The sequence below is a fragment of the uncultured Imperialibacter sp. genome, from assembly GCF_963974565.1.
GTDB lineage: Bacteria > Bacteroidota > Bacteroidia > Cytophagales > Cyclobacteriaceae > Imperialibacter > Imperialibacter roseus.
Window position 1 is genome coordinate 344,623 of sequence record NZ_CAXBCJ010000003.1, and the last position, 17,170, is coordinate 361,792.

Here is a 17,170-nt window from a genome sequence, read left to right on the forward strand (position 1 = left end):
CTTTGTTACATTTTGTCATCAAAAGTGAAAGCATGAAGGCTTCTGTCATCTTCAGTACATACAACTCACCCGCCTGGCTTGAAAAAGTGCTATGGGGGTTTAGCGTACAAACGACGAAAGACTTCGAAATAGTGATTGCCGACGATGGTTCGGGGCAGGAAACCAAAGACTTGATTGAAAGGCTTCGCCCGGAAATGGGAGTGCCCGTCAAACATATATGGCAGGAGGACGATGGCTTTCAGAAGTCACGGATTCTCAACAAAGCTATTGTGGCGGCTGAAGCCGACTATCTGATTTTCACCGATGGTGATTGCATTCCCAGAAAAGATTTTGTTGAGATCCATTTAAAAAGCAGAAAACAAGGTCATTTTTTGAGTGGGGGTTATTTTTTGCTTCCTATGCAAACGAGCATAACGATTGCGAAGGAAGATATTTTGACTCAAAGGTGCTTTAAAGTACGTTGGCTTAAGGCGCATGGCCTGAAGGGAAGCATCAAAACGCTGAAGCTATCGGCAAAGGGAGTTTTTCGATACCTGCTAAACGGGTTGACAAGAACCAAACCTACCTGGAATGGTCATAATTCGTCTGGCTGGAAGAATGACATTCTGGAAGCCAATGGATTTGACGAAAGGATGCAGTATGGCGGCCAGGATCGGGAGCTTGGAGAAAGGCTTGTAAACATGGGGATAAATGGTGTTCAGATAAGGTACAGTGCGATTGTTGTCCACCTCGATCATAAAAGAGGCTATAGAACCCAGGAGTCGGTGTTGAAGAACAGAGCCATACGAAAGAATACCAGGGACTCTGGTAAGAAGAGGACTGAGTTTGGGATTGTCAGAGAAAATGTTTGACAAAACCTGTTAAATTGATAGCTAGTAAACCGAAACCCTCCACTTCAATATAGAAAATGAGAATTTGTATCGCTCGCTCTCATAAGGATGTCTTAACCCAGACATTCATTAGAAATCAGATCAAGGGACTGTCAGAGCGAGCTGAAGTATTTCCTATTTATTCGGGCAGACTTCCGCAGCGTTCCGACGACGGAAAGCTGCTGTCTCCGTATCCAGTTTGGCTCATTCATCAGATCTACAAATGGATAACGGGGCGTCAAAACAATTACTTTGGGAACTACGGTATTTTGAGATTTCTCAAAAATAATAAAGTTGAAGTGCTGCTGGTCAATTTTGGAACGACGGCTTCATACTTTGTTCCAATTTGCAATCAGGCAAACGTTCCTTTGGTCGCCCACTTTCACGGGAGAGATGCTTCAAAAAGCAATGTATTCAAGCGCTATATCCATGGATATCAGGAGCTATTCAAATATGCCGCCGCTATTGTCGCTGTCTCCAGCGAGATGAAGAACAAGTTGATAGAGGTGGGGGCCAGTGCTGATAAAATTCACATCATACCCTATGGCGTTGATTTGTCCATTTTCCGACCATCGGACAAGCCCAAAACTGATCAGCCGATATTCTTAACTGTTGGGAGGTTTGTTGAAAAAAAATCCCCCCAGTCCACTATCAAAGCCTTTGCCATCGTACATAGGTCAGTGCCAGCGTGTCGATTGATAATGGTGGGGGACAAATCGGGAGAATTTGACCAATGCGTTCAGCTGGTTAATGAGCTCGGCATTCAGCAATCAGTAGAATTTGCCGGTGCCTTGCCTCACGCCGAAATCATCGATTTCATGAACAGAGCAACAGTATTTGTCCAACATTCCGTCCGATCCCGAGATGGAGACATGGAAGGTACACCAAACAGTATTCTTGAAGCCGGAGCGTGTGGCCTTCCGGTGGTTAGCACTTTGCATGGGGGGATTAAGGACGCAGTGATTGAAGGGGAGACAGGGTATCTGGTGGCAGAGCACGATATTGAGGGAATGGCCAGACAAATGTTGCGGCTCGCACAAGACTCAGGGCTGGCAGTTGAGATGGGGAGAAAAGCCCGTCTGCGGATAGAACGGGAGTACAATATTCATACTCAGGCTGATAAGCTTTTTCATCTCCTGCAGACTGTGGCAGGAAAATCCAATTAAGTTTACGTCTACTCTTTTTCTACCGCCTTCAGGAAATATTTTGGGGAAAGTCCGGGTAATGTAAGGAGTTAGTAGTGCGAGGTTGGTAAATTTGAGGCCTTTGTTACATTTTGCTAACAAAAGGGAAAGCATGAAGGCCTCAGTCATCTTCAGCACATACTACTCAACGTCCTGGCTTAAAAAAAGTACCATTGGGTTTTAGGGTGCAAACGACGAAAGACTTCGAAATAGTCATTGCAGGCGATGGCTTTCAAAAGTCAAGAATCCTCAACAAGGCTATTTTGATTCAGAAATGTTTCAAAGGATATTGGCATAAGGTGCATGGCCTGAAGGGAAGCATCAAAACGCTGAAGCTATCGGCAAAGGGAGTTTTTCGATACCTGCTAAACGGGTTGACAAGAACCAAACCTACCTGGAATGGTCATAATTCGTCTGGCTGGAAGAATGACATTCTGGAAGCCAATGGATTTGACGAAAGGATGCAGTATGGCGGCCAGGATCGGGAGCTTGGAGAAAGGCTTGTAAACATGGGGATAAATGGTGTTCAGATAAGGTACAGTGCGATTGTTGTCCACCTCGATCATAAAAGAGGCTATAGAACCCAGGAGTCGGTGTTGAAAAACAGAGCCATACGAAAGAATACCAGAGACTTTGGCAAGAGGTGGGCTGAGTTTGAAATAGAAAAAAACGACCAGTTGGCATGAAATCGTCCTTGATTATTTCGGTATATAAAAATACTGCGGACCTAAAAGTGGTGCTCGATGGTCTTTCTTTTCAAACTGATCAGGGTTTTGAAATAATTGTTTCTGAGGATGGAGAGAGCCCGGAAATGAGTGAATTTGTCGCCAGCTATCCTTTCAAAAATGACTATCAGCATTTGACGCAGCCAGATGTTGGATGGAGAAAAAACCAAGCGTTGAATAATGCAGTTAGGAAGGCCAAATCTGACTACTTGATATTTATTGACGGCGACTGTGTGCTCCACCATAAGTTTATTGAGAATCACCACAGGTATGCATCGAAAGAAAGGATCCTTGCCGGTAAACGGGTGAAGTTGGGGCCCGGGTATTCAGCTATTCTGCGTCAGAACACCGCTCATCTGCCTGGCTTCGAAAAGCAAGTGCAGGGCGAACTTTCGAAGGCGAAAAAGGATGGAGCAAAGTTTACCGAGGAGGCTTATTATATCAACCCGGATGGCCTGTTGGGTTTCGTGCCGAAAATTCGAAAGATGCACCAACTTAAGGGGTGCAACATGTCTTTTTTTAAAGAAGCGATAGAGAGAATCAACGGTTTTGACGAAGACTATATTTTGCCTGCCATTGGTGAGGATATTGATTTGACATGGCGGTTTTTGGGAATGGGGTTCAAATTGTATTCGTTGCGAAACCTGGCCGTGCAGTATCATTTGTATCACAAGGAGAATTGGACGGATCAGTCGGAAAATGAAGGACTGATGAAAATAAAGCAACAGCAAAAGCAGTTTGTTTGTCGAAATGGGCTTGAAAAGATGGAATAGCTACAGAACTGGCGAGGGACTGTTAGCAGAATGAAGGCTCACTTTTGTATAGATTCTAACTTTAGATTTATGTTACTACGAAGTTGTCGGATATGTAATGCTAGGGATAATCATGACACATATTTCCCGAAGGAAATGATGCACGGGCTCATGGAAGAGTTTACCTACTTTCAATGTAAGTCATGTCATTGCCTTCAGATCGAAACTATCCCAGCTAATTTACACAAATACTATCAGGAAGGTTATTACAGTTTTTCGCAGCACACAAAAGGTCAACATAAAGGGGCAAAGGGTTGGGTAAATAAGAGGGCGGTTTTGCATTCGATATTTAAAGATAACTTGGTTAACCGCTTGATTTCTTTTTTATCTCCTCAAGGAAAGTATAGAATTTTTGACAGATTAGGAGTTAATAGAGAAAGTAATATTCTTGATGTGGGCTGTGGAAATGGGAGGAAATTTCTATATCCATTGGCTGAGATAGGCTTTAAAAACCTACTTGGCTGTGATCCCTTTCTGAACGAACCGATAGCCTATGAAAATGGGTTGAACATTCTAAAAAATGATATATTTAGTGTCGTTGGAAAATGGGATATTATCACTTTTCATCACTCTTTTGAACATGTTACCAACCCAAAGGAGACTCTTGAAAAAGTAAGGGAACTCCTCTCACCGAATGGTATCTGCATTATCAGAGTTCCGACAGTTTCTAGCTATGCTTGGGAAAAATACAACACTAACTGGGTGCAACTAGATGCTCCTAGGCACATTTTTATTCACTCGACACAATCTATTGCTCAACTGGCCGCCAGCATTGGCTTGCAGCTGTTTAACACAGTTTTTGATTCGACTCATTTCCAGTTTGCTGGTAGTGAGAAGTATTTGAGGGGAATCCCACTGCGAACCGAAGAGAAGAGATCTCTTTTTGGGTATATGAGATACAAGAGAAAAAAGCTTTATTGGATGAAATTGGCGAAGAAATTGAATGAAGAAGGGAAAGGTGATCAAGCCGTGTTTTATTTTAGAAAGGAGGCTGCTTGAGAGTGAATTACTCCCACTCCACCTCCATCACTAGCTCGTGATCAACTATTACCGTGGTGAACTTTGCGTTTTCAAGCTGCTTCACCTGCAGGCTGTTTGTCTCGGTGCTGAAAAACTCCTGTTTTATCACACTGAACCTATCTTTTTTATGAAAAAGGACGACGTTCTTTTTGCCCTCACCCTCAAGTGTGATAGACTTCTTCTTATTGGCTGATTGCGGAGCTATGGCCGCCGGTTCAGGAATCTCCACCAGGTCTTGCGTGATTCTGGAGAGCAGCCATTTTGCGCTTGGCACACCGTGGCCCATATAATTGTTTGGTGCCCCGGCCAGGTGGCCAGACTGCAAGATGAGTGCTTTCAGGTCGGTGTTTGAGAGTGCCGGAGACTTTTCCCAAAGGCAGGCAGCAAGTCCGGTTATTACCGGAGCAGAAAACGAAGTGCCGGAAGAGGCAAAGCAGCTAATGTCGGGCTTTAAAAACGGGGCAAAGTCGGTGCCCGTTGAGCTGAAGGGCATTTTTCTCCAAAACTTTAAATCAGTTGAGCCCACGGTCAGCACGCCGGGGGCGTCTGCCGGAACGTCAATCACCTTCCAGCTGTTGTCACCGTCGTTGCCCGCTGCCACTACAATGAGCATCCCTTTTTCTTCGGTGGCCCTTTGGCAGGCAAGGCTAGCCAATGCGGTTTTTCCGTCCATCATTGCAGGAGTGTAGTTTTCTGCCGGGTTGTCGTAGTCGGTGTTATAGCCCAGCGAAATATTAACCAGCTTTACTTCCAGGCTGTCCATCCATTCCAGGGCTGCGATGAGAAAATCTTCTTCCTGCCGCTGCTCCCGGGCTCCGTGGTCTGTTCGGGCCAGGTAGTAGTCAGCACCGGTGGCCAGACCAAATTGAATTCGTTTTTGAGCATTGTATCCGCCCGTCAGCTCCCACACTTCAGTGCCATGCTGATCATCCAAACTTCGGAAGCCACCGAACGGATCAGTGTCTGATGGCTGTAGAAAGTTGCGAAATGCTACGAGCCGACCGTCTGCAATAATCGGTGCCAGCGACGCTGTCTGTTCGGCACCCAAAAAACCACCGTCTATTATGCCTATTTTCACTCCTTTCCCGGTAAGCCCCTCATTAGTAAGGATTTTGGCATCCATCTGCTCCAGGGCAAAGCCCAATGTGGGCTCTTCAAATAAGGTGCGCTGAAGTTTCAGCGGAGTCACCTTCCTGCAGCTGTCTACGCCATCGATCTCGTTGTCAAGGCTTCCGTGGGCCGACCATGCATGAAACCATTTGCTCCAGGTCACGGGTTCCAGTTGTAGGCTCTCAAGTATTTTTTGGCTTTCTGTTTTAGAAATACCTTCGCTAATGAAATACCAATACTTGTCCTGTGCACGAGCAGACAGGAATTGGAGCGACAAAAGGCAGATAAACGAGACTTTTAACAGACCGTACCTACTTCTGAAATGTTTCCGATGTGCTATCTTTGAGTCAGACATTGTCCAATTATGAATTAAATCTAACTAATAGAATGAGATATCGCCCGGCAGGAAAGGAGCTTTTTACTTATAACAGAGAAAAGCTGCAGAAAAGATTGAAGCCCAATAGTGTGGCCATTGTAAGAGCCAACGATATTATGCCAACCAATGCTGATGGTACCATGGGCTTCAGACAAAATGCTGATCTCTTCTATCTTACCGGAATCGATCAGGAGGACACCATCGTGCTGCTGGCACCTGATTTCCCTGATGAAAGTCTGCGAGAAGTTCTTTTTCTACGAGAAACTAGTGAAGAGATAGCCATTTGGGAAGGGCACAAGTTTACAAAAGAGGAAGGCCGTGAGATTAGCGGTATCACAACGGTGAAATGGTCGCATGAATTTCATAAAGTGTTGTACACCATTCTGGCGGAGAGCACCAACATCTACCTGGAATCGAATGAGCATATAAGGGCAGCTTCAGAAGTGACCACCAGCAATCAGCGCTTTGTAAAATGGTGCATGGAGCATTATCCCTTGTACAACTACGAACGGCTTGCTCCGATACTGTATGACCTGCGGTGCATAAAATCAGAGAAAGAGATTGAAATCATCAAGCATGCCTGTGACATTACGGCCAACACTTTTCGAAAGATGCTGGGACTGATCAAGCCTGGTGTGTGGGAGTACGAAGTGGAGGCGGAATATATATATGAGTTTATTCTGCATCGCTCCAGAGGCTTTGCCTATGCACCTATTATAGGTGGGGGCGCCAATTCATGTGTGCTGCACTACATCGAGAACAACCAGCAACTTAAATCCGGTGATGTGCTGCTAATGGACGTTGGCGCTGAGTACGGCAACTACAACGCCGATCTTACCCGCACTGTGCCTGTAAATGGTAAGTTTACTAAACGACAAAGGGCGGTGTATGATGCGGTGCTGCGTGTCAAGAACGATGCCATTGACATGCTGACGCCCGGTGGTGTGATACCTGAGTACCATAAGGAGGTTGGGAAAATCATGGAAAGCGAACTTCTGGGGCTTGGTTTGCTCGACAAGACAGATATTAAGAAGCAGAACCCTGCGTGGCCTGCCTATAAGAAATACTTTATGCATGGAACAAGCCACCACCTGGGTATTGATGTACACGACGTGGCCAGTATTTACAAGGTATTTGAGCCGGGAATGGTTTTCACGGTTGAGCCTGGGATTTATATCCGTGAGGAAGGGCTTGGAATCAGAATTGAAGACAATATTGTGATCACCAAAGAAGGCCATATCAACCTGCTGGCGGGTGCGCCATGCCATGCTGAGGAAATCGAGGATTTGATGAACAGGTCGTGAAAAATGCTTTCAACGCAGTAGGAGCTCCCGAGCCGGTAGGGCTATATCCGCATGCCCGCAAGGTAGGAAACTTACTTTTTCTCTCTGGTGTGGGGCCCAGGAAAAAGGGAACGAAGGAAATCCCGGGCGTCGAATTGGACGAGGCCGGACATATAGTCTCCTACGACATAGAAGCGCAGTGCCGTTCCGTTTTTAACAATGTCAAACTGATTCTTGAGGCATCGGGTAGCAAGTGGGAAAACCTGGTGGATGTGACCGTGTTTCTCACCAACATGAAAGACGACTTTGCTGCCTATAACCGTCTTTATGCAGAGTATTTCAAAGACAATCAGCCCTGCCGAACGACGGTGGAAGTAACTGCCTTGCCCACACCCATTGCCATTGAGCTAAAGTGTGTGGCTACAATCGAATAAAAAAAGGCCAGCAGAAATGCTGGCCTTTTGTCGAGGTGAGAAGATTCGAACTTCCGACCCCCACGTCCCTAACGTGGTGCGCTAACCGGGCTGCGCTACACCTCGAAAATCACTATCGAAGAAAGAACTCTTTATACTCTCTTTGGATAAACTCTTTGTTCCGAGTTTTTTTCAACAACTTTTCAAACCTAAGACCTTCTGCCTTCGTTTCAAAATCCCTTTGGAATATGAGCTCCCAGGGGCCTTTGAAGCGAGTGTAGAGTGACCGATTACTGTTATGATCTTTCAGTCGTTGTACTACATCATCAGAGGAGCCGTAATACCAACGACCACTTTTCGATTCAATGATGTAGACACTATACACATCAATTTTTTTTTTTGGAGGCAATTGCCAGACCCTCCCGACTCGTCGGGATGCGCTAACCGGGCTGCGCTACACCTCGATTCCCCAAAACGGATTGCAATATTAGTAAAACACCCGTACATTCTAAAAGTCGACTCTCATTAAATTAGAGAAGAGGTGACAATTTTTCTCCCGGTATTGTATGATATCCTCCGGTGAGGCAACGCTTCTGTTGTTTTGATTTCGAGAAGTATAGTTTTTTTAGCAGGCAACCTTTTCGACAAGTTATCATGTATTGTTTATAAAGACCTCAACCACCGTCATTGAAGGATTCTGATCATAGCGAGCTGAAGCGAATTATCAAAGGCTGCATGAATGGAAGAAGGGCTCAGCAAAAGGAGCTCTATCAGTCATTCTACAGCTATGCTATGAATATTTGTGTACTCTACGCAGAAAGCAGGGAAGATGCGGTGGAAATTATGAACGACGGGTTTATGAAAATATTTAAGTACATCGGCAAGTTCGACCTTTCCAGACCGTTCGTCCCCTGGCTGAGGAGGATCATGATCAATGCAGCCATCGACCGAACACGGAAGGATTTTCGATTTAATGAGATGAAGGACCTCGAAGAAGCGGAGTCGGTAGAAAGCGCTGACACGGTAATATCAGGTATTTCGCACGAAGAGATACTTGGGATATTGAAAAACCTCTCACCAGCGTATCGGACGGTGTTTAATTTATATGCCATTGAGGGCTACAAGCATGAGGAAATAGCCAGGCAGTTGGGGATATCTGTTGGTACCTCAAAATCTAACTATGCTAAAGCCAGAAAAAGACTTCAGGAGCAATTAAGAAACTTCTTTGAATCGGAAAATGTCTGACAAAGAGCAAAATATCGAAAACTTTTTCAAGAAGAGGCTTGGCCAAAAGGACTTTCCTTACAGAGAAGAAGACTGGCTGCTAATGGAGGCCCGACTCGATGCGTCTGCTGTTTCTACCGCAGGAGGAGGGGGTTCTTTTGTAGGGCTGAAGGCTGTTGCGGCAGTAGTAGTGCTTACCGTCATCGCTTTCTTATCAGGGTGGTTTCTTAAAGAGTATTTTGATAACCGGGAGAGCAAAAATGGAGAGATCGGAAGAGTAATCCAACCAAAAAATAGTGGCGCATCAACGCTTCAATTGGATAGCCAGGCAACAGAGGAAAGCGAAAGCAAGCCGAAAATTTTAAACGAGAATCAGCCAACGGAAACCGACGCCAAATTACCCGGCAGAGAGGAGCTGTCAGATAGAAACGGAGAAGTTTCAACATCAAACTCAGCGGGCATTGCTGTGGAAGGTGGAACGGAGCAAAGAGAGCCCTCGCCTCAGCAAAGAAGGGCAAAAGAGCCAGCCAAAGCCAGCTTTGATGCCGACGAATCAAAAGCATCAATTGGAACCAAAGAGGTGCCCCAAACACAGCAATCAGCTGGTCACCTGGATGTGGAACCCGTAAATGATTTTTCAGAAGTAGGCCTCAAAACGGAAAAACGTCCGGAGGTAATCACCCATCTGAGCAACAAACAATTGCCACATTCCCCGCTGATCGCTTACAAGGCAGCCGTTAACCTGGCACCACTATATGTGAACAATCCGTCTGAGGCAATTCCTGACGAAGGCTTTTATCGGTTTGCGGTTGGACTGGCCGCCTCTCCAGATGTGAGCAGTATCGGCTTTCACCCTAGTCTTCAAAAAATAGGAAAGGGGTTTGGATTTTTAGCTGAGTACAGTCCTGGCAGGCGCTGGAAGCTGTCGGGTGGTGTGTATAAGTTCGACAAGGTATATGCTGCCGGTGCGGGCGACTACAACCCGCCGTTTGGGTCGGGCTGGCCTGGTGGGATAGAACCGATCCGCACAGACGCTTCGTGTAGTGTGCTGGATGTACCGATAACTGTCAGCTTGCAGGTGGTTAATATTGGCAGAACCCGGATTTGGGTTAGCGCAGGCATGTCATCTTACTGGATGCTATCAGAAAACTATAGCTACGTCTACGAAGAAGGTGTGGAGGGGCGCTACAAAGGTTGGTCCGGGGAAAATTGGAGCAACCATCCACTCAGTGTCGTTTCAGCTTCATTCAGTATCGAAACCTATTTGACCAGGCATTTTTCAGTTCAGTTGGAACCTTTTGTGAAAGCGCCGCTGGGTGGGGTTGGCTACGGTGATGTCCATTTGTTCACCACAGGAACCCTGGTCACAGCCAAATATCATTTTTTAAAAAAAAACCATAAACTAAGACTATGAGAAAAAATTTACTTTTACTAACGGGGCTCACCGTATTTCTTTCCTCTTGCGGGGGAGGCGACGAAGATGCCACACCGGACTGCACTGTCAGCGACCTTGTCGTATCCATTGCAGGGTCGTCAAACGATGTTTGCGGGCAAGGGATAGGGGAAATAGAAGCAACGGCGACTGATGGAGCCGGGAGCTATGAGTTTTCTATCGACGGGCAATCGTTTCAAAGCAGTGGACTTTTTACTGGGTTAGAGGCAGGTGCCTACACAGTAACCGTGAGGGACGCTAATGACTGTATGAAAACTGTGGCTGCAAGTCTCTCTGATGAAGGCGGCCTTACCATTGAAGCCACTTCCACTTCCTCGACCTGCGGATCCTCTACTGGCGCAATTGCCGTGGAAGCTACGGGTGACGGAGGAAGCTTCCAATACAGACTGGATGATGGTGCCTTCGGCAGCGCAAGTGAGTTCACCGGGGTTTCAAGCGGGCTTCATATTGTGACTGTTAAGGATGAGACTGGTTGTGAAGAAGACAAAGAGGTTTTGGTGTTGTCGGGCGTGAGTTTCAAAGATCAGGTCTCTTCAATTATCTCCACCAATTGCGCTGTCGCTACATGCCATAATGGAACCGCCGGCATTCCAAACTTCACTTCATTCGGAGCTATTCAGGAAAATGCTGCTACTATCAAGGTGAAAACAGGTAACAAGACTATGCCGAAGGTGGGTTCATTAACTGATTTGGAAATTCAAACAATAGCTTGCTGGGTCGACGACGGTGCCAAAGACAATTGAAATGGTGTTTTGCATTTTGATTTGCGACTGAAGCGTGTGTATTACTAAAAAAGGGGCCATTTGGCCCCCTTTTTTCTTCCATATTTTTCTGTGGGTAGCACTACCTCGGTATATAATACACATTAGTCAGCCATTTACTGGTGTCAGGCTCGGTAGTTGGATCAGATATATACTCCTCAATCACCATGAGGTCCTCGGTCATTTCAAGCCCCTTCGCTGTGAAGTAGTCGTCCATGGCGTAGTGCGCCTCACCGCTGCCCTCATAAGCACCGTAGTAGGCAATTTTGTAGCCACTGCCACCAGCCGGGAAAGCCTTAAACCCCTTGAGAGTGTATTCGCCCTCGACAGGAATGGCCGCTGCCATAACGGTCTGTTCGTTGGCTTCATCCCAAACAAAGTAGATGCTGCTGGGAGCTCCTGCCATCGGGGCCTTTTTCTTCGTCAACTCGCCGTAGGCAGCACCAAAGCTGCTGGCCATAAATCCCTGCATGTCGGCCCATTTTACAGTATCTTTTCTGCCAATATATGTTCGTGGAGAAAGCTCCATTTTTTCGACTTTTAGGCCTCTGAAAGTGTCGCTGCTGGCAATTGCCTCAGTCATTTTTTTAAGCTCTGCAAGGCCAGCTTCATAGTCTTTGCCAATAAACCCATCCATCATTGGCACCATCAGGTTCATGGGTCTTGGGTTGCTTCCCTGCATGCCCCAGGTAACTTTTGTTGCGCCGTCAACCTCCTCAAAAACGAGATAGGTAGCGGCTTCCGATTCGTAAGGAGTAAGAAAAACCAGTTTCTCATCTACACGTGAGTCAGTTACCGCTGTAATTTCCATTGAGCCTTTCCCCACGTCGTCATTTCCTTCCCAGGAGTATTTGGCTCCCACTTCTCCATCTGTACCTGTGATAGAGGTTGTCATATTTGGGTCTAGCTTTCCCCACGGATTCCATTTGGCGAAGTTTTCGAACCTGCCAGCTTGTTGCATTACCAGCTTCTTCGGAGCGTTGATAGTGGTGCTTCGTTCCACTTTGTACTCCGTGGGAATCATAAATATTGCCGCTGTCACAATCACCACCAGGGCAAGAACAATGTAAAGGATAATCTTAAGTGCTTTCATCGGATGATAAGTTTGGTAAACCTCTAAATTAGGAATTTTTCAAACTTAAAGCGCTGGCACAGAGACAATTAATTTGGTTCCGTTTCTGGCGGAGACATTAACGAACCAAAAAAGTTTCCGTCTTGCCTTCTTCTTTACAGAGGTAAAAGGCATTGTAGAGGTCGTAGTGAATGTCGTCGTAGACGGAAGGGATCACATCAACACCCTTTTCATTGATCAGGCCTTTCTGCCCCCTTTTTTCGACAACAAAAAGGCCATTTGGTAGTAGTTCCAACTGATTGAAACGAGGAAGCATGACGTAGGCTGACTTGCGGTGGTAAAAGCCATATTGATTTCCCTGCTTTAAAATATAGGTGTTCTTATCAACAGACTTGATCTCGTCAAAGTCCAGCCCAACCACTTCATCGCCACTCCTGGCAATGATACCAGACTTACCATTTCTAGAAACAACCGAGATACCATTGGAAAAAGGTGTAACTGAGTCGTAAATGGGTTGAACAACCAGCCGTTCTATTTTGTCAATAAACCCCCAGTGTCCCCGGAGTTTTATCGCCGCCATTCCTTCCTGGAAAAAAGCCGCACTGTCGTATCTGTTCGCAATTCGCAGTTTATTGTCCAGGTCAACGAAGCCGAATTTGTCGTCTTTCACAATGCCAAAAAATGCTTCGCTCAGTCCGGATACTCCCTGATATTTACTTGTACCGTCGCTAATCTTATTGCCGTCTTTGCCATAAGACCACCAGTAATCTCCCTGCCTTAGAAATACGACCGAATCCATATCGGGAATCATCACTTCGTTAAACTCAGGCGCTGTCACTTTTTGCCCCTTTGAGGTCAGCAGACCAAAGTTTCCGGATTCAGTTTCTTCGATCAGCCACGACTTGTTAGCGTATATCGAGTGACTGCTCGTATGTAGCCATCCACGACCAGGCGTCACAAGGTCTGTCGACTCACCATTTTTGATCAGGATCACGGCTTCGTTAATCACCTCACAATAGTCGTGCTTAGGTTCGAGCACCCAATCACCGTTGATGTCTATAACGCCCCATTTTCCTACATATTCAACTGCCGACATGCCTTCGACAAAGCTGTGAGCCCGCTCAAATTTGTGGTCGATAACTATTCCGCCGTTGAAGTCAAGAAACCCCCAGTAGGCATCCCGCCTGGCCATAATCAATTTGGATCCTTCGGGCTTTATCTGGTCGTAAGAATGCCTTGTAACTCTCCGGCCGTAAGTGTTATATACATCCCACAGCTCTTTGTCATTTTTTAGTATCTGCGTATAAAAGTACTTTCCATCGAAATAGAGCGAATCGTAGTATTGCTCAAGAAAGGGTTCACCCGACTTGTTGTACACCCTGAATTTGTTTTGCTCCTTGCTTACGACAAAATTCTCATCAGTGCGCACAACGCTCCAATTACTTTTGTTGCTGAGTTGCTCTCCGGAGATATTGATGATGGCTTCGCCCTGATAAGTCTGAACCCTGTACAAACTTGGCCCGATAGTTTCGATATCGTCGAACGAGAATGTTTTCAGCCTTTTGTTTTTCCCATCAGTCAGGTGCCACGACGGATAGGTGGTCAGGCGCAGCACGGAGTCGTTTTCAGGGACAATTTCTTTGTAAAAAGGCTCCAGTATTATACTGCCATCATTTCGCATGGCACCCAGCTTGCCCTCCTTGGAAATGATGAGGAGGTTGGAGTTGACACGGAACATGCTGTCGAGGTTTTCCACCGGCAACTTCAACCCGCCCACGGTCCATACCGATAGCTTGTCTCTGGCATCAACAGCCTGGTAGATGCCATTGCCAGCGTCCTTAATGGCTTTGAATTGGAAGGGGATTAGGGTAGCCTCAACACCTGAAATAAGGCCGTAGGAAATCTTTTGATTTTCATAGCGTGACGCAATGTAGTTGTCGCCAGATGAGATAATGTCGTAGTATTGGAAGCCTACCAGGGCAGTGCCTTTAGTGTCTAGCACGCCGAAGTAAAGAAAATGTTCGAAGCTGTCGGTTCGGGATGCCTTTAGGAAACCGTTACTCATGGGGGATAGGTCACGGTATACAGCTTTGGTAATCTGCTGATCATTTAGCGAGCTTAAACCCCAAAAACCATTCGACTTATAGCCGATAGTGGACGACAGTGGGTCGACACCTCCATTGCTCCACCCGATGTCCTCATATTTGGCAGGGATGAGGATTTTGCCCTGGTCATCCTTCAATCCTTTCCGGTTATTGAGCTCGAAAACTTCTAATACCCGTTCACCGGTTTTTTTGCCATACGAGAGAATTGGTGCTAAAGCAAGCACCAATGAGAAAACGAACCTAACTACAGAAAGCTTCATACGCCGCTAAATTAAGCAAACAGTTAGGAAAAGCGGCAAGAAATTAAATGATCGGGGATTGTATGCTTATGAATTGGTCGTTTCCGACTGCTTTTCGAGGTCAAACAGGTCGTTCAACACGTCGATAAGCGTTTCAGCCTCACCTCTTTTGCAGGCGGCTTTCAGCTGAAGTACAGGCAGCTTAATAATTTTCTGCATCATGCTCCTAGTCACCTTCTCCACTAATTTGCTATCATCCATGCTAGCTCCCTTGAGATACCTGGCAACTTCCTCCTGCCTGATCTGCTCAAGGGCGTTCTTCAGCTTGTTGATGGTGGGCGAAACTTCCATTTCTTTGGACCAGTCGAGCAGTTCAGCCATTGATCCGGAAATGATGGCCTTTACTTGTGGTATTGCAGCCAGCCTTTTTTCCAGTGCCTCACTTGTTTTGCTATGGATGTCGTCAATGTTGTAAAGCAGGGTTCCGTGCACTTCTTCTACTTCTTTTTCAATACTTCTTGGTACTGAAAGGTCAAGCAAGTATTTGAAGGAAAGCGATTCTCCGTTTTGCAGGTGCTCTTTTCTGATCAGAGGCTCTTTATTGGCGACAGACGAAATAACAACATCAGCCTCCTTCATGGCTGCATAAACTGTATCGAACGGTATGGCCTGAAAACCGCACTCAAGGGCTATTGCCTCAGCTTTCTCAAACGTTCTGTTGGCAATGAAAACCTCTTTGCTCTTGATGTACTCAAGATTGCGGCAAACATCTTCTCCTATTTCGCCCAGCCCAACGATCAAAATTTTTGGTGTGGGGATGGCGGCAGTAAGCTCCCCAATCAACTCAACGGCGGCATAGCTCACAGAGGCTGCGCCGTCTCTGAAGGAGGTTTCCTGAACTACCTTTTTATTGGTGAAGAAAATCGTGTGCATCAGTCGGTGCAAAAATGGGCCCGCCATATCCTCATCAGCCGACCACTGATATGATCGCTTCACCTGATTGGCTATTTGCAAATCACCAACTACCTGCGCCTCCAATCCCATGCTCACATCGAAAAGGTGCTGAAGGGCGTCTTTGTGGTCGTTAATCACCACGAAGAAATCTTTGTAGTCGCCAATATCACTGATTGACCTTTCGAGGGCAATCAGTTTGATGATGTCCCCGGAAAGGTCTTCTTCTGAAGAATAATACACCTCAGTCCTGTTGCAAGTGGAAAGCACTAGTGCCTCACTGATGGGCGTAAATTCTTTGAAATACTTCAGCAAACGCTTGCAGGCCTCCTCATCGAAGGACACAAGCTCTCTGATATTGAGCGGGGCGCTTTTGTACGATAGACTTACTGCTTTGAAAAACTTATGCATTTTCCACTTTAATTCGGATTCAAAAATAGCTCCGTATTGATTTTAAAGGAAATGACATTTGTCAGATAACTCAATTTAGAATGAGTTTAAATTACGAGCAAATGCCTGGTACTGCCAGATGAACAGTTTTTTACCTTGAAATTGTTTACTGGAAGCCAAAAATATCTAACTTAATATTCAACAAATGCTTCTTACGCTCTATGAGCCAACTAAATAAATGGCTAAGAGAGAATTTTGGCTACAGTAAAAAAGAAATTAATGGTAGCATCATTCTTCTCTTTATCATTAGTGTACTATTCCTTGGAGTCTATGCACTTGACTACTACAGGTATGCTAGTAACGAGTATTCGTCTGAAAAAGATTTTGAACTTTTAGACAAATGGGCAGCGGAGCTTCAATGGGCTGAAGACATCGAAGGGGATAAGGGAAACCCCCAGCAAATGTTAGCCCTTAGCAATTTGGAGAGATTTGATCCCAACCAGGTTTCGGAGGCGCAATTGAGAGAAATGAATATACCACCCTACCTGGCGTCCAATTGGAGTAAATATACGAGCCGGGGAGGTAGGTTTTACAACAGCGAAGACTTGCTCAAGCTTTATGGAATGGATTCCTCTATTTTTGAGCAGCTTGCCCCGTACTTATCAATTGCGAATACAAAGCCCAATTCGGACAATGCCGGGCCAATAGCTGAAGGAAAGTCAACTGTTGTCAAGGAAAGAGTTGGGTTAATCGATATTAATCTGGCAACAGCAGAAGAATTGCAAACGGTACGAGGCATAGGCCCAGCTTATGCTGCCAGGATCATCAAATACCGGAACGCTCTTGGTGGGTTTCACGACCGTGGGCAGCTGGCGGAAGTGTATGGCCTCAAACAAGAAACGGTATCCGCCTTGTGGGAGAAGTTTGATCTCAACCCTGCTAATTGCTGTGTAAAGCTGTCGGTCAACACCATCCATTTGGATTCGTTAAAAAGGCAACCCTATATTAACTACAACCAGGCAAGAGCTTTGGTAGCCTACCGGGATCAGCATGGCAGATTTGCCAGCTGGAACGACGTGGCGGAAATAAAAATCATTCCGGATTCAACCATCCAAAAGTTAAAGCCGTATTTTGAATTCTAGTGAATAATGAACAATTAGGTTTATCGTTTACCTGATAGTTA

15 protein-coding genes and 1 tRNA gene are annotated in these 17,170 nt (G+C 45.9%); 11 read left to right on the top strand and 5 right to left on the bottom strand.

The window, feature by feature from the left end; genetic code table 11:
* Positions 1-32: 32 nt before the first annotated feature.
* The 5 genes from AAC052_RS06435 to AAC052_RS06455 all read left to right on the top strand — a co-directional run bounded on the left by AAC052_RS06435 (position 33) and on the right by AAC052_RS06455 (position 4,589).
* Positions 33-851, top strand: a complete 819-nt coding sequence (locus AAC052_RS06435) for a glycosyltransferase family 2 protein (protein WP_339811831.1) — start codon at positions 33-35, stop codon at positions 849-851.
* A 56-nt stretch (positions 852-907) separates the two neighbouring features.
* Positions 908-2,035 carry a glycosyltransferase gene (locus AAC052_RS06440; RefSeq protein WP_339811833.1) on the top strand — a complete coding sequence of 376 codons (1,128 nt, stop codon included), beginning with the start codon at positions 908-910 and terminating at the stop codon, positions 2,033-2,035.
* Between the two features lie 191 nt (positions 2,036-2,226).
* Positions 2,227-2,739, top strand: a complete 513-nt coding sequence (locus tag AAC052_RS06445) for a hypothetical protein (protein WP_339811834.1) — start codon at positions 2,227-2,229, stop codon at positions 2,737-2,739.
* Complete coding sequence (locus AAC052_RS06450) at positions 2,736-3,551, top strand: glycosyltransferase (protein ID WP_339811835.1); 816 nt, start codon at positions 2,736-2,738, stop codon at positions 3,549-3,551. The genes AAC052_RS06445 and AAC052_RS06450 overlap by 4 nt, the downstream gene beginning before the upstream one ends.
* A gap of 150 nt (positions 3,552-3,701) precedes the next feature.
* On the top strand, positions 3,702-4,589 hold the full coding sequence (locus AAC052_RS06455) for a class I SAM-dependent methyltransferase (RefSeq protein ID WP_339811837.1): 888 nt from the start codon (positions 3,702-3,704) through the stop codon (positions 4,587-4,589).
* Positions 4,590-4,596: 7 nt separating this feature from the next.
* On the opposite strand, the gene AAC052_RS06460 is transcribed toward AAC052_RS06455, so the two are convergent.
* Positions 4,597-6,075 (bottom strand): S8 family serine peptidase, encoded by a 1,479-nt coding sequence (locus AAC052_RS06460; protein ID WP_339811839.1) that lies wholly within the window; start codon positions 6,073-6,075, stop codon positions 4,597-4,599.
* A 32-nt stretch (positions 6,076-6,107) separates the two neighbouring features.
* Here AAC052_RS06460 and AAC052_RS06465 point away from each other — a divergent pair, with 32 nt between their 5' ends.
* Entirely contained in the window at positions 6,108-7,400 is a 1,293-nt protein-coding gene (locus AAC052_RS06465) for an aminopeptidase P family protein (RefSeq protein ID WP_339811841.1), read from the top strand.
* Positions 7,397-7,813 carry a RidA family protein gene (locus AAC052_RS06470; RefSeq protein ID WP_339811842.1) on the top strand — a complete coding sequence of 139 codons (417 nt, stop codon included), beginning with the start codon at positions 7,397-7,399 and terminating at the stop codon, positions 7,811-7,813. Before AAC052_RS06465 ends, AAC052_RS06470 begins: the two co-directional genes overlap by 4 nt.
* A 30-nt stretch (positions 7,814-7,843) precedes the next feature.
* On the opposite strand, the gene AAC052_RS06475 is transcribed toward AAC052_RS06470, so the two are convergent.
* Positions 7,844-7,918: transfer RNA gene (locus tag AAC052_RS06475), tRNA-Pro, on the bottom strand.
* 561 nt (positions 7,919-8,479) lie between these two features.
* On the opposite strand from AAC052_RS06475, the gene AAC052_RS06480 reads away from it, so the two are divergent.
* From AAC052_RS06480 to AAC052_RS06490, 3 genes are read left to right on the top strand one after another with little or no spacing between them, the layout of a single operon-like run.
* Complete coding sequence (locus AAC052_RS06480) at positions 8,480-9,037, top strand: sigma-70 family RNA polymerase sigma factor (RefSeq protein WP_317488367.1); 558 nt, start codon at positions 8,480-8,482, stop codon at positions 9,035-9,037.
* Positions 9,030-10,430, top strand: coding sequence for a hypothetical protein (locus tag AAC052_RS06485; protein WP_339811845.1), 1,401 nt, complete (start codon positions 9,030-9,032; stop codon positions 10,428-10,430). Before AAC052_RS06480 ends, AAC052_RS06485 begins: the two co-directional genes overlap by 8 nt.
* Positions 10,427-11,212: a hypothetical protein gene (locus AAC052_RS06490; RefSeq protein WP_339811846.1), complete on the top strand. Its 786-nt coding sequence runs from the start codon at positions 10,427-10,429 to the stop codon at positions 11,210-11,212. Before AAC052_RS06485 ends, AAC052_RS06490 begins: the two co-directional genes overlap by 4 nt.
* A 100-nt stretch (positions 11,213-11,312) precedes the next feature.
* Here AAC052_RS06490 and AAC052_RS06495 read toward each other — a convergent pair whose 3' ends face one another.
* The 3 genes from AAC052_RS06495 to hemA form a co-directional block, all read right to left on the bottom strand.
* Positions 11,313-12,323 carry an SRPBCC family protein gene (locus tag AAC052_RS06495; protein ID WP_339811847.1) on the bottom strand — a complete coding sequence of 337 codons (1,011 nt, stop codon included), beginning with the start codon at positions 12,321-12,323 and terminating at the stop codon, positions 11,313-11,315.
* 97 nt (positions 12,324-12,420) lie between these two features.
* Positions 12,421-14,667 (bottom strand): WG repeat-containing protein, encoded by a 2,247-nt coding sequence (locus AAC052_RS06500; protein WP_339811850.1) that lies wholly within the window; start codon positions 14,665-14,667, stop codon positions 12,421-12,423.
* 66 nt (positions 14,668-14,733) lie between these two features.
* The gene (hemA, locus tag AAC052_RS06505) at positions 14,734-16,008 is read right to left on the bottom strand and encodes a glutamyl-tRNA reductase (RefSeq protein WP_339811853.1); all 1,275 of its coding nucleotides are present in this window, start codon (positions 16,006-16,008) and stop codon (positions 14,734-14,736) included.
* 200 nt (positions 16,009-16,208) lie between these two features.
* On the opposite strand from hemA, the gene AAC052_RS06510 reads away from it, so the two are divergent.
* Positions 16,209-17,129: a helix-hairpin-helix domain-containing protein gene (locus AAC052_RS06510; protein WP_339811855.1), complete on the top strand. Its 921-nt coding sequence runs from the start codon at positions 16,209-16,211 to the stop codon at positions 17,127-17,129.
* The last annotated feature ends 41 nt before the right edge of the window (positions 17,130-17,170 follow it).

What these genes read in the sequence shown, in the direction of transcription:
- AAC052_RS06510 (WP_339811855.1), top strand. Translation starts at nt 16,209, where the DNA reads ATGAGCCAACTAAATAAATGGCTAAGAGAGAATTTTGGCTACAGTAAA.
- AAC052_RS06455 (WP_339811837.1), top strand. Translation starts at nt 3,702, where the DNA reads ATGGAAGAGTTTACCTACTTTCAATGTAAGTCATGTCATTGCCTTCAG.
- AAC052_RS06500 (WP_339811850.1), bottom strand. Translation starts at nt 14,667, where the DNA reads ATGAAGCTTTCTGTAGTTAGGTTCGTTTTCTCATTGGTGCTTGCTTTA.
- AAC052_RS06450 (WP_339811835.1), top strand. Translation starts at nt 2,736, where the DNA reads ATGAAATCGTCCTTGATTATTTCGGTATATAAAAATACTGCGGACCTA.
- AAC052_RS06465 (WP_339811841.1), top strand. Translation starts at nt 6,108, where the DNA reads ATGAGATATCGCCCGGCAGGAAAGGAGCTTTTTACTTATAACAGAGAA.
- AAC052_RS06460 (WP_339811839.1), bottom strand. Translation starts at nt 6,075, where the DNA reads ATGTCTGACTCAAAGATAGCACATCGGAAACATTTCAGAAGTAGGTAC.
- hemA (WP_339811853.1), bottom strand. Translation starts at nt 16,008, where the DNA reads ATGCATAAGTTTTTCAAAGCAGTAAGTCTATCGTACAAAAGCGCCCCG.
- AAC052_RS06495 (WP_339811847.1), bottom strand. Translation starts at nt 12,323, where the DNA reads ATGAAAGCACTTAAGATTATCCTTTACATTGTTCTTGCCCTGGTGGTG.
- AAC052_RS06490 (WP_339811846.1), top strand. Translation starts at nt 10,427, where the DNA reads ATGAGAAAAAATTTACTTTTACTAACGGGGCTCACCGTATTTCTTTCC.
- AAC052_RS06435 (WP_339811831.1), top strand. Translation starts at nt 33, where the DNA reads ATGAAGGCTTCTGTCATCTTCAGTACATACAACTCACCCGCCTGGCTT.
- AAC052_RS06440 (WP_339811833.1), top strand. Translation starts at nt 908, where the DNA reads ATGAGAATTTGTATCGCTCGCTCTCATAAGGATGTCTTAACCCAGACA.
- AAC052_RS06485 (WP_339811845.1), top strand. Translation starts at nt 9,030, where the DNA reads ATGTCTGACAAAGAGCAAAATATCGAAAACTTTTTCAAGAAGAGGCTT.